Consider the following 15957-nt stretch of genomic DNA (forward strand, 5'->3'; position numbering starts at 1 on the left):
ATGACGCCACGTCCGCACTGGCTCTTCGGCGACCAGTTGGGGCCGCACTTCCTCGACCCCGCTGTCCCGGCTGTCATGATCGAGGCGCGCTCGGTGTTCGCCCGCCGCCGCTCCCACCGCGCCAAGGCCCACCTCGTGTTGTCGGCGATGCGGCACCGTGCGGCGGAGCTCGGTGACCGCGTGCGCTACGTGCGGGCCGGCACCTACCGCGAGGGGCTGCGTGAGGCGGTCGGCGACGCCCGCGTGACCGTGTGCCGGCCGAGCTCACGGGCCGCGCTGCGGCTGGTGGGCACGCTGGAGCAGGTCGCGGTGCTCCCCGACCGCGCCTTCCTGGTCTCGCGCGAGGACTTCACCGGCTGGCTCGAGGGCCGCGGCGGACGCCTGCTGCTGGAGGACTTCTACCGCTGGGTGCGCCGCTCCCACGACCTGCTGATGGAGGGCGACGCACCGGCCGGCGGACGCTGGAACCTGGACCACGACAACCGGGAGCCGCCGCCGCGCGGCCGGGGCGACCTCGGGGTGCCGCCGCCCTGGCGGCCGCGGGAGGACGAGATCGACGAGGAGGTCCGGCACGACCTGGACCGCTGGGAGCGCGACGGCCAGGTCCGCTTCGTCGGGCGCGACGGGCCCCGGCTGTTCCCCGCGACCAGGCGCGAGGCGCTGGCGGCGCTGCGCTCCTTCATCGAGCACCGGTTGCCGCAGTTCGGGCGGTACGAGGACGCGATGCTCGCCGAGGACCCGGTGATGAGCCACAGTCTGCTCTCCGCCCCCTTGAATCTGGGGCTGCTGCACCCCGCCGAGTGCGTCGAGCGGGCCGAGCAGGCGCTGCGCTCCGGTGACGCGCCGCTGAACAGCGTGGAGGGCTTCGTCCGGCAGGTCGCCGGATGGCGGGAGTACGTCCAGCAGTTGTACTGGCACTTCGGCCCCGACTACCGGCAGCGCAACGAACTGCGCCACCGCACGCCGCTGCCGCGCTGGTTCCTGGAACTCGACGCGGACGCGGTGCGGGCGCGCTGCCTGGCGACGGTGCTGGCCCAGGTCCGCGACACGGGCTGGACCCACCACATCCCCCGGCTGATGGTCCTGGGCAGCCACGCGCTGCAACGCGGTTGGGACCCGGAGGAGTTGACGGACTGGTTCCACCGCTGTTTCGTGGACGGCCACGACTGGGTGATGGCGCCGAACGTGGTCGGCATGTCCCAGTACGCGGACGGCGGGCTGATGACCACCAAGCCGTACACCTCGGCGGGCGCCTACATCCAGCGCATGAGCGACCTGTGCGGCGGCTGCGCCTACCGGCCCGCCGAGCGGACGGGCGAGCGCGCCTGTCCGTACACCACCGGCTACTGGTCCTTCGTGCACCGGCACCGTGACCGGCTCGCCGCCAACCACCGTACGGTCAGGGCGGTTCGGGGCCTGGAGCGGCTGGGGAACCTGCCCGAGGTGCTGGCGCTGGAGGAGGAGCGCGGGCAGGGGCCTCCGTGACGGGGAGTCCGTGACGGTGTGCGCCCCGGGCCGCGCAGCGGGTATCGGAACACAGACGCTTGCCCGCGCTCCTACCAACGAGAGTCGCCATGTCACTCTTCGTAGACAACTTCAGGCACTTCAGGCACTTTTAGTTACCTGCGTCACATCGACAACAGGGAACGGTTCGGGGCCACAAGTGAGTCTCATACGTAGGGCCGCAGTTGGGCGCTGGAGCCGGTTGCCGCCCGACGCGCAGGAGAAGTGAGGAGAAACCATGCGACCGTTCGCGCTCATCCATGCCCGACCGGCCACACCCGAGACATTCGTAGCTCCGTACACCTACGATGCCGCCCTGCAGCTGAACGTGCTCCCCGACGGTCGCCCCGTCATCACCGACCGCGCGCTGCTGCTCGCCACGGCCGCCACCGTCTCCACCGCCGGCTCCAAGACGCACTTCGACGACTGAGCCCCCCGACCCGATGACCGTCCTGATCCTCACCTCGCCCGAGGACGTGACAGCCGACCTGGTGGTCTCGGCGCTGCACGACCGCGGGACGCCGGTGGTCCGCCTCGACCCGGCGGACCTGCCGGGCGAGGTCTCCCTGTCGGCGGAATACGTCCGCGGTGATGTCCGCGGTCATATTTCGGTGCAGGAACGCAGGGTGAGCATGGACAGCGTGCGCTCCATCTGGATCCGCCGGCCCGGCACCCCCGGCGCGGGCGCGGCGGAGCAGTCCGCGTGGCTGACCGCCGAGGCCGGCGGGGCGCTGTACGGGGCGCTGCGCTGCGTGCGGGCCCGGTGGATGAACCACCCGGCGGCCGCGGCACAGGCCCGTTACAAGCCCTGGCAGTTGTTCACCGCGCACCACTGCGGGTTCGCCGTCCCGGCCACGCTCATCACCACCTTCCCGCAGGCCGCGCGGGAGTTCGCCGGGCAGCATCCGCAGGTGGTGGTCAAGTCGGTATCCGGCACGCACCCGGGCGATCCGCCGCTGGCGCTGCCGACCACGCTGGTCGCCCCGGACGCCGACTTCTCCGCCGTCGCGGCCGGGCCGACACTGCTGCAGCAGTACATACCAAAGGTCGCCGACATCCGGCTGACCTGCGTGGGGACGGAGCTGTTCACGGCCCGCAAGGCGTCCGGCCCCGACCAGGTGGACGGCCGGTTCGGCGGCCCCGGGGACGCGGACTGGGAGCCCGTGGAGCCGCCGGTGCGCATCGCGCGCTCGGTGCGGGGGTACATGGCCGCGGCAGGACTCGCCTACGGGGCGTTCGACTTCGCCGTGGACACCGACGGGACCTGGTGGTTCCTGGAGTGCAACCAGGGCGGGCAGTTCGGCTTCGTCGAACTGGCGACGGGGCAGCCCATCACCGTGGCCATCGCCGGCTGGCTGGCCGCCGGCCCTGATCCGCGCACGTCGTCCCCCGCGGCGCCGTAGCAGGCCGCTGCCGGCCCCCGGCCCGGTCCCCACCTCCGGCCGCCCGCCCGCCCCGGTACGCTCGGAACGTGGCACCGGAACCGGACGGGCTCTTCCCGCTCGACGACCTCCTGCCCGCCCCGACCCCGGCGGCGGGCGGCGCCCCTTTCCGCGACTCCCCCGCCGCCGCGCGCCTGCTGGACGTCCGCACCGTGTACGCCGAGCCCGCGGCGGCCGCCTCCCAGCGGGGCAGGGAGATCCTCGCCCGCTTCCCGGACGCCAAGGTGGTCGAGATGCCGTCCCACTGGCGGATTGCGGGTCTGCACGGCAACGAGGGCAACGCCCGACGCTGGGTGCGGGTCAAGACGCGAACGCTGGTGCTGGGGGTGAAGAAGACGCTGACCGTCCGCCCCAACGGCCGCTCCGCCGACTGGATCGCCCCCGGCGCCTCCAACGGCTGCGCCATGGCCTGCGCCTACTGCTACGTCCCGCGCCGCAAGGGCTTCGCCAACCCGGTCACCACCTTCACCAACATCGACCGGATCGTCGGCCGCGTCGCGCGGCACGTCGCCGAGCAGGGCCGCAAGCCCGCGCCCAACCAGTGCGACCCGCAGGCGTGGGTGTACGACATCGGTGAGAACGGCGACTGCTCGGTCGACGACCTGATCAGCGACAACACCGCGGATTTCGTGTCCGCCTTCCGGCGGTGGCCGACGGCGAAGGCCTCCTTCGCGACCAAGTTCGTCAACCCCGACCTGCTGCGGCTCGACCCCCGTGGACGCACCAGGATCCGCTTCTCGCTGATGCCCCCCGAGGACTCCCGGCTGCTGGACATCCGGACCAGCCCGGTGGCCGAACGGATCGCCGCCGCGGGCGACTTCCTCGACGCCGGGTACGAAGTGCACTTCAACCTGTCGCCGGTCGTCATGCGCCCCGGCTGGCAGGAGGCGTGGGCCGGGCTATTCCGGCGGCTGGACGAGGTCCTGCCGGCGGCGGTCAAGGCCCAGGCGGCGGCCTAGGTGATCATGCTCACCCACAACGCGGGCCTGCACGAGGTGAACCTCGGCTGGCACCCCCGGGCCGAGGAGCTGCTGTGGCGCCCGGCGCTGCAGGAGCCCAAGCGCTCGCAGAACGGTGACCTCAACGTGCGCTACCGCGCCCCTCAGAAGGCGGCGGCCGTGCACCGGCTGGTGGCCCTCGCCGCGGAGCACGCCCCGTGGCTCCGCGTCCGCTACGCCTTCTGATCCTCCTCGCCACCCCTGGCGGCAGGCGGCCGGGCCCGGGGCTGGGTAGCGTGAGGCACGGGCCGTACGAGCGCCGGTCGCACACCCGTCGCCACGGTCCGAAGGGACGGCACGCACGTGCAGCAGGAACACACCGGCTACCCCGCCCACGCCGCGCCCGGGGCGCGGGACCTCGCCGCGCTCGACGAGCGGCTGACGGGCTGCCGGGCCTGCCCGCGGCTGGTCGCCTGGCGCGAGGAGGCCGCCCGGGTACGGCGCCGCGCCTACGCCGGGTGGGAGTACTGGGGACGTCCGGTGCCGGGCTTCGGCCCGCCGGACGCCGCTCTGGCCCTGGTCGGTCTCGCTCCCGCGGCGCACGGCGGCAACCGCACCGGCCGGATGTTCACCGGCGACCGCTCGGGCGACGTGCTGTTCGAGGCGCTGCACGCCGTCGGCCTCGCCTCGCAGCCCACCTCCACCGCACCCGGCGACGGACTGGAGTTGCTGGGGGTGCGCGTGACCGCGCCCGTCCACTGCGCGCCACCCGCCAACAATCCCACCCCGCAGGAGCGGCTGACCTGCCGCCCGTGGCTGGTGCGCGAACTGGAACTGCTGCGGCCCACGCTGCGCGCGGTCGTCGTCCTCGGCGCGTTCGGCTGGCAGGCGCTGCTGCCCGTGCTCGGGGGCGCCGGGTACCGCCTGCCGAGGCCTCTGCCCCGCTTCGGACACGGAGCGCAGGTGGCGCTGGCGGCTCCCGCGGAGGCGGAGCCGCCGCTGCACCTGTACGGCTGCTACCACGTCAGCCAGCAGAACACCTTCACCGGACGGCTCACCCCCGCCATGCTGCGCGAGGTCCTGGCGGCGGCCGCCCGGCGCGCCGGACTCCCCGTGATCTCCCCCTGGTGACGACGTCCGGCAGGCGACGCGACGCTGCCGAGGTGGCGCCGGACGACCCCCACGCCGCCTTGTGGGCACGCATCCCCCGGTGATCGGCACGACCACCACACCGTGGCGGCCGAGGCCGCTCGCCGGTCGGGCCAGGCGCGGGCTGCCCGTGCCATGACGTCGAAGGCCGGATCGGCCCGGGCGAGTACGCGCGGGCCGGCTCAGCCCGCGGCGCGCACCACCGCATCGGCGATCAGGGGCAGCGAGTCCGGGTGGTGTGTGAGGAACAGCTGGGGCTCGATGAGTTCCAGCTCCATCACGCGCGGGGTGCCGTCCTCGGCGTCGACCAGGTCGACCCGGGCGTACAGCAGCTCGGGCCTGCCCGGCACGGCGCTCAGCGCCCGCTCCGCGGCGGCCAGCTCCGCCCCCGTAGGGGTCCAGGGGCGGACGCCGGGGTGGGCGACCTTGCGGGCGTCGTAGCGCGTGTCCGGGGACAGCACGGCGTTCTTGGAGATGGCGTGCAGGAAGCGGCCGCCGACGAAGACCAGGGCGCGCTCGCCGGTGGTGTCGATCCGCGGCATGTACGGCTGCACCATGGCGGTGATGCCCTCGCCGTGCATCCGCTCGACGTGGGCCCGCGCCTCCTCGTGCTGCTCGGGACGGTAGCGCGCGGCGTAGCGCGCGCCCGCACCCGCCGTGGGCTTGACGACGAACTCGTGGTCGCCGGGCAGCCCCTCGACGCCGCCACCGGGGGGCAGGTAGCGGGTGGCGACCGCGGGCACGCCGAGGGAGGCCAGCTCGCCGAGGTAGCGCTTGTCGGAGTTCCAGCGCACGACCGCGGGCGGGTTGAGGAGCGCGGTGGCGGCGCCGCAGCGGTCGGCCCAGGCCAGGAACTCCCCGGTGCGCAGGGTGTAGTCCCACGTCGACCGTATGAGCGCCAGGTCGAATCCGGACCAGTCGACGTCCGGGTCGTGCCAGTTCACGACCGCGGCTTCGGCGCCCGCGGCGGCGACGGCGTCCCGCAGCAGGGGCAGGTCGTGGTCGACGGCGCCCTCCGGGAGGTGCGCGGTGGTCACCAGGGCGATCCTCGGCTGCGTCACGGGGGCTCCTCGGAGGTGGTCGGGCGGGGATCTCGCGTCCCGCAGGCTACCCGCAGCAGAGGACCGGAGGTCGGGCGGGCCGGGGCGCGCCCGCGCGGGCGTGCACAATGGCGGCATGCCCAAGTCCCGCCCCGGCCGCCGTTCCGCCCCGCGCCCGCGCTCCCGCCCTGTGCCGTCCCTTGACGCGCCCTGCCCGTGCGGGCTGCCCACCGCCTACGGCGACTGCTGCGGCCGCTACCACTCCGGCGACAGCGCCGCCCCCACCGCCGAGGCACTGATGCGCTCCCGCTTCAGCGCCTACGCGGTGCGCGACGCGGACTATGTGCTGCGCACCTGGCACCCGCGGACCCGGCCCGCGGACCTGGACCTCGACGACGGCCTGCGCTGGGAGCGGCTGGAGGTCCTCGGGACGACCGGCGGCAGCGCCTTCCACGACGAGGGCACCGTCGCCTTCCGGGCGCACTACAGCCTGCGCGGCGAGCACGACGTGATGGAGGAGAACAGCCGCTTCGTCCGCCACGACGGCGCCTGGGTCTACGTGGCGCCGCTGTCCTGAGCGCGTCGCCGGCGCGTCATCGCTGTGGCGGCCGCCGCGGTCGGCGCCCACGGCCCGCGGCGCAGCGCTTCGGCCCCCCGGCTTGGGCGGCGAGGCGCCCGGGGCCACCACCCGGGCGTGCTCAGGGGAGGGAGCGGCGGGGTCCACGCCCGGAGGATGCCGCGGCGCCCGGGCCACCCGGCCGTACCAGGCCGGTCTCATAGGCGAAGGACCACTGCCTGCGCCCGGCCACGCAGAGCCAGCTTGGCCGAAGGACCGTCCCGCGTGGCCGCCGCCCCGGAGGCGAAGCATTCCACCCTGCGCGTGATCGACGGCGCCAGCAGGGCGTCGCCTGTGTCGACGAGCCGCACGGCCGCCGCCAGCGGTTCCACCACAGGCCGCCGTCCCGAGAGCTCCGCCCCGCGCCTCGGGACCGGCGGCAGGGGCTCATGCACCACAGTCCCCGCGCAGGGAAGCGGCGCCGCATCCCACGCCCGGGCTCCGCCCACCCGTCACCGTACGGCGTCACGCCTGTGCGCGGCATGCGGCGACGGCCCCGAACCGCCGGCACCCACCCGGTCCGGGCAGCGGGCTCGTCCCGTCGGGAGACCGCGGTCGGGCGTCCCGTGATCGAGCACGCACCGCGCCGAGCGGCCCGTGGCATCTCGTGGCGCCCCGTCACAGGGGGCCGCGCCCGACCGGAGCCCCGTCCGTGCGCGCCGCCTCAGCGGGCGCCGCGCAGGCGCTCCATCTCCCGCCGGTCCCGCTTGGTCGGACGGCCCGTGCCGCGGTCGCGGACCACGGGCGCCGGCACCTCCTGCGGCGTGGGCGGCGGAGGGCTGTTGTCGACGTAGCACTCCGCCGCGACGGGAGCGCCGACCCGCTTGCGCACCAGGCGTGCCACGACGACGATCCGCTCTGGCCCGGCACCGCGCAGCCGCACCTCGTCACCGGGGCGGACCGCGTGCGCGGGCTTGACCCGCTCGCCGTTGACCCGCACATGCCCGGCACGGCACGCGGTGGCGGCCATGGAGCGTGTCTTCGTGAGCCGCACGGACCAGATCCAGGCGTCGACCCGCACGGGGCCTGCGTCGTCAGCCATGCCACGACCCTAGCGCGCCCGCTTCCCGTAACGCCGCGGACCGCTCTTCGCGGTCCTGGAGATCGCCACCGGGAAGATCGCCGCTGACGCCTGCCACACCCGGCACCGCAACGACGAGTTCCTGCGCTTTCTCAAGCAGGTCGCCAAGGCCCACCCCCACCCGAGGGTGAAGCTGCACGTGGCCGTCGACGACTACGCGACCCACAGGCACCCTCGCGTGAGGCCTGGCTGGCGAAGAGCCCTCGGATCACCCTGCACTTCACGCCGACCTCCTGCTCATGGCTGAACCTGGTGGAGATCTTCTTCGGCATCATCACCCGGCAGGCCATACGCCGCGGCACCGTCACCTCCGTCGCCGACCTGAAGGACGCCGTCCGCCGGTACATCGACGCCTACGACGACCGCTGCCAGCCCTTCACCTGGACCAAGCCCGCCGACGAAATCCTCGAGCACGCCACACCGAAGCGCCCAAGAACTTCATTCACGCGACCCTGGGATGCAACCCACAGACACGGAACAGGCAGGATAGAACGATCGACCGGACAGCAGACGACGCAACATCCACAGCCGTCCGGCAGTCGAGTCCGAAACAGGAGGATATGTCACCCATGCCCGATCTCTCCAGAATCTGCTTCGCAGTAGACGACGACGTTGCCAGGACAGCGGAAAAACTGTCCGACCCCCGGGAACAGCTGGCGGTCCTGACTGCGTACTTCACCGAGCAGGCGAACCTCGGCCGGATCAGTCCCGCGGAGCGGACGGTTCTGCGCGAGGACCCCAATTCTGCTCAGCAGACGGTGTCAGAGATCCCGGGCGTGACGGCTGGAGCGAGTGGGGGCCTCGTCAGGCATCCGGAAAGGTGGAAGGAGCAGGGCCTGTCGACCGACTACGCGACAGCCCTGATCACCACTGTGCGAAGGGAGGACAGAGCCCGGCGCAGCATGGCGCAGGACCCCGAGCCGGGCAGCGCGAGCGAGGACGCGATACTCAGCAAATACGCCGAGTTGCGTCGGCAGAATATAATCGCGGACATGGCCCCTGAAATGGCCGCCGTGAAAATCTGGGAGCACCTGTTCAACCACGGACAACCCGTCCGCATGCTTGGCGGAGTCCGTGGCAGCAAGAAGTCCGTCAAAAAGATCGAGCCGGGCGAGGCGTCTTCGTCCTCGGCCCCCGTACAGGTCGACCCTGTCTCTCCCGAGGTCGCGAAGGCCATCAAAGAGGAGACCAGAAATCTGAGGGGCAACCTCACGGAGCAGCGCTCCGAGCTCGAGGAGCTTGCACTCCGCCTGGCCCCGGAGATGACGTTTCGCTACGGTTCGCCCCAGATGCTGGTCATGGCTGTCCTGCGGGTGAGGCAACTGCCGGATGAACAACACCGTAAGGTCATCCTGAACCATCCGCACATGATCAATGCGATGGTGGAGAGCAGAGAAATTCGCAGTCTGCTGACAGCATCTCCCCACCTGGCAGACAAACTGGTCAAAGCTCCCGCGGTGCTGCAAGGCCTGATTTCTGCATCCACTCACTGGTGGAAAGAAGCCAAGGACGTCCTTGGCCGCGATGGCCTGATCGAAGCACTCGAGAAGGACCCGGCACTTATTGATCTGGCGTTCAGGGAGCCTATAATTCTAAAGAATTTGGCAGGCCATATCGAAACCTTCCGGGTGACACTGTCCGCAAGGGGTGTTCTCCTCAGTCTCCTCAGGAGTCCGCGTTTTGCAGCCGGTCTGCTGGCTTCCATGGATCCCGTGGAGACCTTGTGGTCGATCCTGCCGGAAGCGGCTCTCATATCAGCCATCTACAATCATGAGCACAGACGAGAGTGGCTCTCGAGTGGTGCCGATCTGTATCGGAGAATACTGGACGACGAGTCGACAAAAGAGTTTCTCAGGGAATATTCAGAACTCAACTATCTCATCCTGTTCAGTCCGGCGATGCTCGATATCGCTCTCGCACATCCCGACTCCGTGGAGATGCTCAGCCAGTCGCCGGACCTGGCGTACGCGCTGGAAGAGAATCCAGATCTCGCATACCGACTTCTGGACAGTCCAGACATGCTCGCCGAGGCGACGAAAAATGCGGCAGTAGCGGAAGTCATATCGGCCTATCCGCACGCATATGACGAGCTGGACGATGAAGATTTGCTGCAGGAACTCCGCTCCGCCTCCTCTCCGCCACGGCTCGTTGACAGTGCTACCACCCGAAGGTACACGCCGGGGAAGATGCATGAGAACCTTGACCCGCACCTATTGGAAAGCCTCAGGAGGAAAAACTTTGTTCTGCATATCGGCTTGGCAACCTTGGCCGAGGGGCAGCACCCGGACGTGCGTGCAGATTTCCTACACCTTTTGGAGCGCAACCCAGAAGCTTTTCAGTGGCCACACCAATTGCGCAGGGCCGTCGAATCCATTCCGGCCGATTATGCCCTGCCGGCGAATGATTCAGTAGCCCTCGCTATCCTTCAGGGCATCGCGCGTTACTCAGAATGGGAGCTGTACTTCGAATATCCCAGCGGCTACAGGGATGTTATAGACAATGCGCTGAAGACAAGAGAAGACGTCCGACGGTCGACGCACAAAAGTCCTGTGGTGCCGTCTATGACGTTGTCCGAACCGCGGGCTTTTGCGTTCTTTGCCACTGATTTCACGGACAGAGACCCATTGACTTCCGGGGCCATAGCCAGCAATCCCTCCTTTATATGGTCGCCGGGTCTCAGGAGTGCCGGGCTGCACTGCCTGGACGCTCTCTCCTCCGATGATTCTGCTCCACTTCGCCTGCTGAACCGGCATCGGCAGTTGGTGTCCGAGTTCACGCGCGAGGACTGGCTGGCGGTAGTCAGCAACCTGACCCACGCGAGCGGGGTCCTGAGTAGGCTGACTTCCCAATTCGGCCGGATTCCGGCAGGCCACTGGAGGCGGCTGCTGACCGACGGAGAGCTGCTGAAGGAGCTCAACCTGCGGAAAACGGAGCCGACCGCCAGAGCCTTGATGGAGCATTCGGAGGCTCTCAAGGTGGCCATTTCCCGTGACTCCGACTTCGTGCAGAAGTGGAGAGATGGTCTCGGGCAGGAGTTCAAGGAGGCGGTAGATGCAACGCTGCGTCCAGGAATTTCGACCGGAACATCCCTCAAGAACTTGACCAAAGAAATCAGAAAACTAGGGCCCGAGCTGGTGACACAAGACGGTTTCCAGCTCGACAGGCGACTGACATCGGCCGTCGAAATCTTGGTCAATGGCATCCGGAGCAAGGCGAGTGCTGAGCAGCTGAAGGACGACCTGAAGGGTGTTCAGATCGACTCCGTGGATGAGGTCATTCAGCGCTACTCGACGCTGCGTGACAGTGCTTCCTCTCTGCAGAGCGCCGTACGAGCAAGGAGGGATGTGGCGCAGGCGGTGTTCTTTTCGCGGGATATCCTTGACTTGTTCGAGCGCCGCCCCTCGATCCTCGGCATCGTCCTCCAAGATCCAAATGTGCTGCGCCAGTTGACCTCCCCCTCCCTGTCAACGCTTCCGCGCCAACTGATAGACAACGACCACATGTACCGCCTCTTCATATCGCAAGACAACTGGCGCATTAGACTCACGAATCGCAACTTTGTGGACGCCGCGTCAAGGAATCGCACATTTTTCAACGCCGTAGCCGAACGCGAGTACGAGATTGCCGTTCTTTCCCTAGCCCCCCATCAGCTCTTGGAGCGCAGCGCGAGTGCGGCGCAGGCGGCCGTTGACAGTGCGGAGACCATCCGCGTTCTTGCGCGGCCGGAGTCTGCCGCTCTGATTCACGCGTTGTCCGCGGCGGACGAGCGTGTGGTGCGTGCGGTGGTGGCGAGTCAGGGGCGGTTGGGGGCGTCGGCTCGGCGTCCGGAGCTGGTCCGGGTGCTGGAGGCGGTCCCGGGGTTGGCCGAGGCGTTGGGGGAGCGGCCTGATCTTCTGGTGAGTGACACGGAGTGGGCGGGGGTGCTGGGGAACGCCGAGCTGGTGGAGGAGCTTGCGTCACATCCGCAGCTGGTCGGGGAAGTTCTCACCCCCGCGGCGCTTCCAGTGGTGAGGGCGTCTTCCCGCTTCGTGCGACTGCTTGGTTCGGTACCGGACGAGGTGCGCCGGGGACTGCTCAGCCCGGAGGTTTTGCAGTTCCTGCACCGTAATCCTTCTGCGGTCGCCAAGATGGCCCGGAATTCGTCGTTGCCGGCTGTGCTGGCCAATCCGCGCGTGGCCCAGCTGGTCAAGGACCACCCGCGCGTGTGGACCGCCATCGAGGACCGGCCTGAACTGGCTGATGTCCTGGTGGCCAACAAGGGGTTGCGTCACGACCTGGCTGAGGGGGGCGGTCTCTGGGAGGTGGCTGTCAGGCATCCCGCACTGGGTGGGGTCCTCAGCGCCGCCTTCCGTAGTGCTCTGCGGCGCTACCCCGAGGTGCGTCAGGTGCTGATCGCCCATGACGGTGTGATCGGTTCCGAAGCGGCGGAGCGGGTTCGGCATGCCCTGACACGGCCCGGGATCATGCGGGTGATGAAGGAACATCCCGCGTTCGCTGCGCGGCTGGTGTCCGAGCCGCTGTGGCAGGACGAGGCGATCAGCAACCCGGCATTCAGCGACAACGTGGGGGACCTCGCCCGGCGGGAGCAGAAGGCGTTCCAGGACGTGCTGGCGGATCCGGAACCGGGGCGGCTGCTGGAAAGGCTGCGGCAGCGCGAACAGCAGCAGCGGGACGCGCGGCCGGCGAAGGGCCAGGCGTCGGGTGTCGCGGCGTCCGGGCGGGCCCGGCGGACGATGCCGGCCACGCCTGCCACGGGCGGATCGTCGACGGGCACGGAACGTGTCGAGGCGGCCCCGCAGGAGCTGACGGATCTCCTGGCCGGCGCCCACGGCCGGGACATCGCGCGGACCATCTCCCAGGACCCGGTCGTGCTGGCCCTGCTGTCCGGTGACGTCTCGCTGGCCGACGACCTCGTCCACCATCCCGAACGGCTGTCCGATCTGCAGTTCGGTGCGTACCTGGAGCGGAACCTGCCGCCGCTGAGCACCGATGCCCGGGCGGTGGGCGGCAAGGACGAGTCGCTGATGGGCCCGGACCCCTTCGAGAAGCACTTCGCGGCGTTCCTCCAGGTCGCCGATGCCGCCTTGACCGGACCGCACTACGGACGGGCGAGCGAGGTCGCACGCGTCCGCTGGAACAAGACGCTGGCAGACCGGAAGAGCCAGATGGACTCCCGGCGTGCCGTTCAGGCGCAGCGACTGGCGCAGGTCCGTGCCAACATGCCGGGCACCTGGCAGCACAGCGGTGAAATCGTGTACCTGGGCGGGTTGAAGGCCGAGTCGTTCGACGACGCGCAGCGGCAGAAGCTGGAGCAGGCCGCACAGGGGCAAGGGGTCCGGGAGCCGCGGAGCAGGTGGAAGCTCAACACGCCGTTGCACATTCACACGGTGCAGGGCAGCGGTGGGGCCGCGATCGTCTATCTCCTCGATCCTTCGGGGTTCGTGCGTATGGGGGTCTACGCCGTCGCCCGCACCCGGTTGGGGAACCAGTACCGTTGGGACAACACCGACGGCAAGTTCATGGACGGTCCGCCCGAGCTGGACATGGTGGCCAACGATCCGGTGCTGCTGGAGTCCAGGTCGCTGGTGGACGCGCTTGGTGCCGGGAGTGGGACGGCTGATCGTGACGCTGTGGGGAATGCCGGCGGGCAGGACGACCGCACGACGGGAACCGCCGCCGGGGGCCTTACACCGGCAGCGCGAGAGGCGATGCAGCAGTCCGAGACTGTCGCCGAAGCCGTGACCGCGTACCACGACGCTCTGGAGCGTCTGGCGCTGAACCGGCCAAAGGCCCCGGAGGACTTCATCCAAGCCGGCGAGCGACTGCACCAGCTGGGATTCGAGGTGTTCGCGGTGGACACCCTGGAACCCACCCTGCGTCAACAGGCGGGTGAGGTCATTCGACAGCAGGAGCAGAAATCGAGGCCTGCGCCAGCACGCGAGTGGGCGCAGGGCCCGCACTTCCCGCTCGGCGCCGTCGCTGCCGCCCTTGCCAAGGGCTCTCAAGCGGGCGCGTCCGTAGCACGCGCCCTGTCCGCACCCAGACTGGCGGGCGGGACGCGGACCGTGGGTGCGGACCCGTTCAAGGAAGGCTGGGCACCAGGACACGGCGTCACCCTCGGCGCGGCGCCGTCGCCGCTGTCCCAGGAACACGGTCAGGCACACGCGCCCGAAACAGTCCACGAGGCCCTGTACGAGACACCGCCCTCCACCGGCAAGGCCCGGGAGCAGGCCGAGGTGTTCCGGACGTTCACACGCCAGTACGAGCACACCACACGCCCCTACACCTACGAGGTCGGCTCCGCAGGAACGGTGCGGCTCGCCGGCGGCGTCACCCTCACGGGCCGCTGGGCACCCTGGGGAAGCAGCTGGGTCAGCGAGGACGGCTACCACCTCAACCCCGACGGCTCGATCGGCCGCACCGACAACCAGGACCTCGTAGCGGACATCGTCGATTTCGAGCGTGACGGTCACCACCTCACCAGTAACGACACCCACCTCGTCCTCACCCCCACCCACACTGACCGCGGCGCCATCACGGGACCCCCGCTCACCCTTCCCCAGACCACAGAACCCATGGGGGTCCAGGCCTTCCTCGACGCACCCCGAACCGCCACCGGCACCAGACCCCCGGCCCCCCAGCCGACGGTCCTGCCCGAGGACTACCTGCAGAACACCGCCGACCACAACGCCTCATCGGCCCGAGCACGGGCCGTGCGGCCCGATACCCCCCAGGTGGCGGGACTTGAGGGGTCGGGGCGCACGCCTGACACGGCCGCATCGTCCCGGCAGCACACACCGCAGACCCCGGCCACTGATCAGGCCGAACCCGAGGTGACCGACGCCGTCCGCCCCGCCCGCCAACTGTCCGAAGGACTGCACGAGGAGTTCGACACGGTCGCGGTGCCGGACCATACGGCGGATTCCTCCCTCCGCCGGCTCGAGACGGTCACCGGGGATCTCGTTCCCGAGTCCGGTCCGCTCCCGGCACAACGAGACGGTGATCAGGTCGATCGTGGCAGCCACACGCTGACCGAAAGCACGAGCAGGCCTGGGACAAGGCAGCCCTATCGGTGGACCCCCGTCGTGTCCTTCACCGAGGAGACAGCGCCGGCGGCGACGGGCAGGCCGGGTGTGGGACTCCCGCTGGAGGTGATCCGCCACCCGGCCCGTTTCACCGCGCAGGAGATCACCGGTCTGGACGGGGAACGGGCCGAAAACCTCCAGGCGACGGCGGACAGCGCGACCCTGGAGACGGCTGTCACCACCGCGACCCGACAGGCCGCCGAAGCGATCCGGCAGAAGATCACCCACACACGGGGCTGGGGCATGGAAAACACCGACATCCTGCTCACCACACCCACGGAAGGACTCGTCGTGTGGATGATGATCACCCAACGGCTCGCCAACACCCTCGACCACAGAGTCAAGATCTCCATCGGAAGCAACAAGGCACAACCCATAGAAGTCTGCCCGCAGTAAGGGGACGGTCATGACGCCGTCTGCCCCGTAGCCCGGATTGACGAGGGAGGGTTCCCGGCGAAGAGGTCTCCGGGCGGGACCGTCGTTCAACCGGTGTGACCAGGTTGAGGGGGATTCAGGGGACGGGGCAGGACCGGGTGGTCGCCGGGGGCTGATGCGTGAGCAGGCACGGCCCCCGGTGACCACTACCCCCGCCTGCCGACCTCTGCTCGGCCCAGGTGCCCCCGGCGGTCAGAGGCCGGCGTCGTCTCGCCCCTGGCCGCGAGCACCGTCCTGGCCGGAGCGACGTCCCCGACCAGGTCGCGGACCGCCGACGCACCGCCGCACGTACTGGATCCGCCGCCCCGGCTGGGGCCACCGTGCGCAGGAACCTCCAGCGCACCGACTGCGCCGCACCGGGCACGGCCCTCGGAAGCCTGCTCGCCGGGTGTGGACAGCACCGCCGACCAGCCAGTTTGGCACAACGCCCTCGCCGAGTCGTTCTCCGCCGCCTTGCGGCGCGGGCTTCCGCGCCCGAGGCTTCCGATGCCGAGGCGGCCCTCACGCAGACCAGCGCCTTCTGGGAGGCCTGGGCGGAGCACCTGGTCTACGACGGCCGGCACCGAGAGGCAGTGATCCGTTCTCTCATCACACTGAAGGCCCTCACCCACGCGCCCACCGGCGGAATCGTGGCCGCCCCGACGACTTCTCCGCCCGAGGAACTCGGC

At 69.9% G+C, this 15957-nt stretch carries 8 protein-coding genes and 4 pseudogenes; 9 read left to right on the top strand and 3 right to left on the bottom strand.

Annotated features, from left to right (window positions below; genetic code table 11):
• From ACRWND_RS24090 to ACRWND_RS24110, 5 genes and pseudogenes are all read left to right on the top strand, one after another.
• A complete protein-coding gene (locus ACRWND_RS24090) occupies positions 1 to 1485 on the top strand; it encodes a cryptochrome/photolyase family protein (protein WP_431952799.1) in 1485 nt (494 codons plus the stop codon).
• A gap of 256 nt (positions 1486 to 1741) precedes the next feature.
• Positions 1742 to 1933 carry a putative ATP-grasp-modified RiPP gene (gene tgmA, locus ACRWND_RS24095; RefSeq protein ID WP_319140779.1) on the top strand — a complete coding sequence of 64 codons (192 nt, stop codon included), beginning with the start codon at positions 1742 to 1744 and terminating at the stop codon, positions 1931 to 1933.
• A 13-nt stretch (positions 1934 to 1946) separates the two neighbouring features.
• Positions 1947 to 2906, top strand: coding sequence for an ATP-grasp ribosomal peptide maturase (gene tgmB / locus ACRWND_RS24100; RefSeq protein ID WP_431952802.1), 960 nt, complete (start codon positions 1947 to 1949; stop codon positions 2904 to 2906).
• Positions 2907 to 2974: 68 nt separating this feature from the next.
• Positions 2975 to 4129, top strand: a pseudogene (locus ACRWND_RS24105) (spore photoproduct lyase family protein).
• A gap of 117 nt (positions 4130 to 4246) precedes the next feature.
• Positions 4247 to 5014, top strand: a complete 768-nt coding sequence (locus tag ACRWND_RS24110) for a uracil-DNA glycosylase (protein ID WP_431952804.1) — start codon at positions 4247 to 4249, stop codon at positions 5012 to 5014.
• Between the two features lie 200 nt (positions 5015 to 5214).
• Here the strand turns inward: ACRWND_RS24110 and ACRWND_RS24115 are convergent, their stop codons facing one another.
• Positions 5215 to 6093, bottom strand: a complete 879-nt coding sequence (locus ACRWND_RS24115) for a hypothetical protein (protein ID WP_431952806.1) — start codon at positions 6091 to 6093, stop codon at positions 5215 to 5217.
• A 115-nt stretch (positions 6094 to 6208) separates the two neighbouring features.
• On the opposite strand from ACRWND_RS24115, the gene ACRWND_RS24120 reads away from it, so the two are divergent.
• Positions 6209 to 6649, top strand: a complete 441-nt coding sequence (locus tag ACRWND_RS24120) for a YchJ family protein (protein ID WP_431952808.1) — start codon at positions 6209 to 6211, stop codon at positions 6647 to 6649.
• 121 nt (positions 6650 to 6770) lie between these two features.
• Here the strand turns inward: ACRWND_RS24120 and ACRWND_RS24125 are convergent.
• Both ACRWND_RS24125 and ACRWND_RS24130 read right to left on the bottom strand, forming a co-directional pair.
• Positions 6771 to 7017 (bottom strand): annotated as a pseudogene (locus tag ACRWND_RS24125) (DNA-binding response regulator); the annotation flags it as partial.
• 335 nt (positions 7018 to 7352) lie between these two features.
• On the bottom strand, positions 7353 to 7730 hold the full coding sequence (locus ACRWND_RS24130) for an RNA-binding S4 domain-containing protein (protein ID WP_431952810.1): 378 nt from the start codon (positions 7728 to 7730) through the stop codon (positions 7353 to 7355).
• 43 nt (positions 7731 to 7773) lie between these two features.
• Between ACRWND_RS24130 and ACRWND_RS24135 the strand changes: the two are divergent.
• The 3 genes and pseudogenes from ACRWND_RS24135 to ACRWND_RS24145 form a co-directional block, all read left to right on the top strand.
• Positions 7774 to 8219 (top strand): annotated as a pseudogene (locus tag ACRWND_RS24135) (transposase); the annotation flags it as partial.
• Positions 8220 to 8338: 119 nt separating this feature from the next.
• A complete protein-coding gene (locus ACRWND_RS24140) occupies positions 8339 to 15250 on the top strand; it encodes a hypothetical protein (protein ID WP_431952812.1) in 6912 nt (2303 codons plus the stop codon).
• A gap of 509 nt (positions 15251 to 15759) precedes the next feature.
• Positions 15760 to 15957: pseudogene (locus ACRWND_RS24145) on the top strand (glycoside hydrolase family 15 protein); the annotation flags it as partial.

The organism is Actinacidiphila sp. bgisy167, assembly GCF_965342175.1.
Lineage (GTDB): Bacteria > Actinomycetota > Actinomycetes > Streptomycetales > Streptomycetaceae > Actinacidiphila.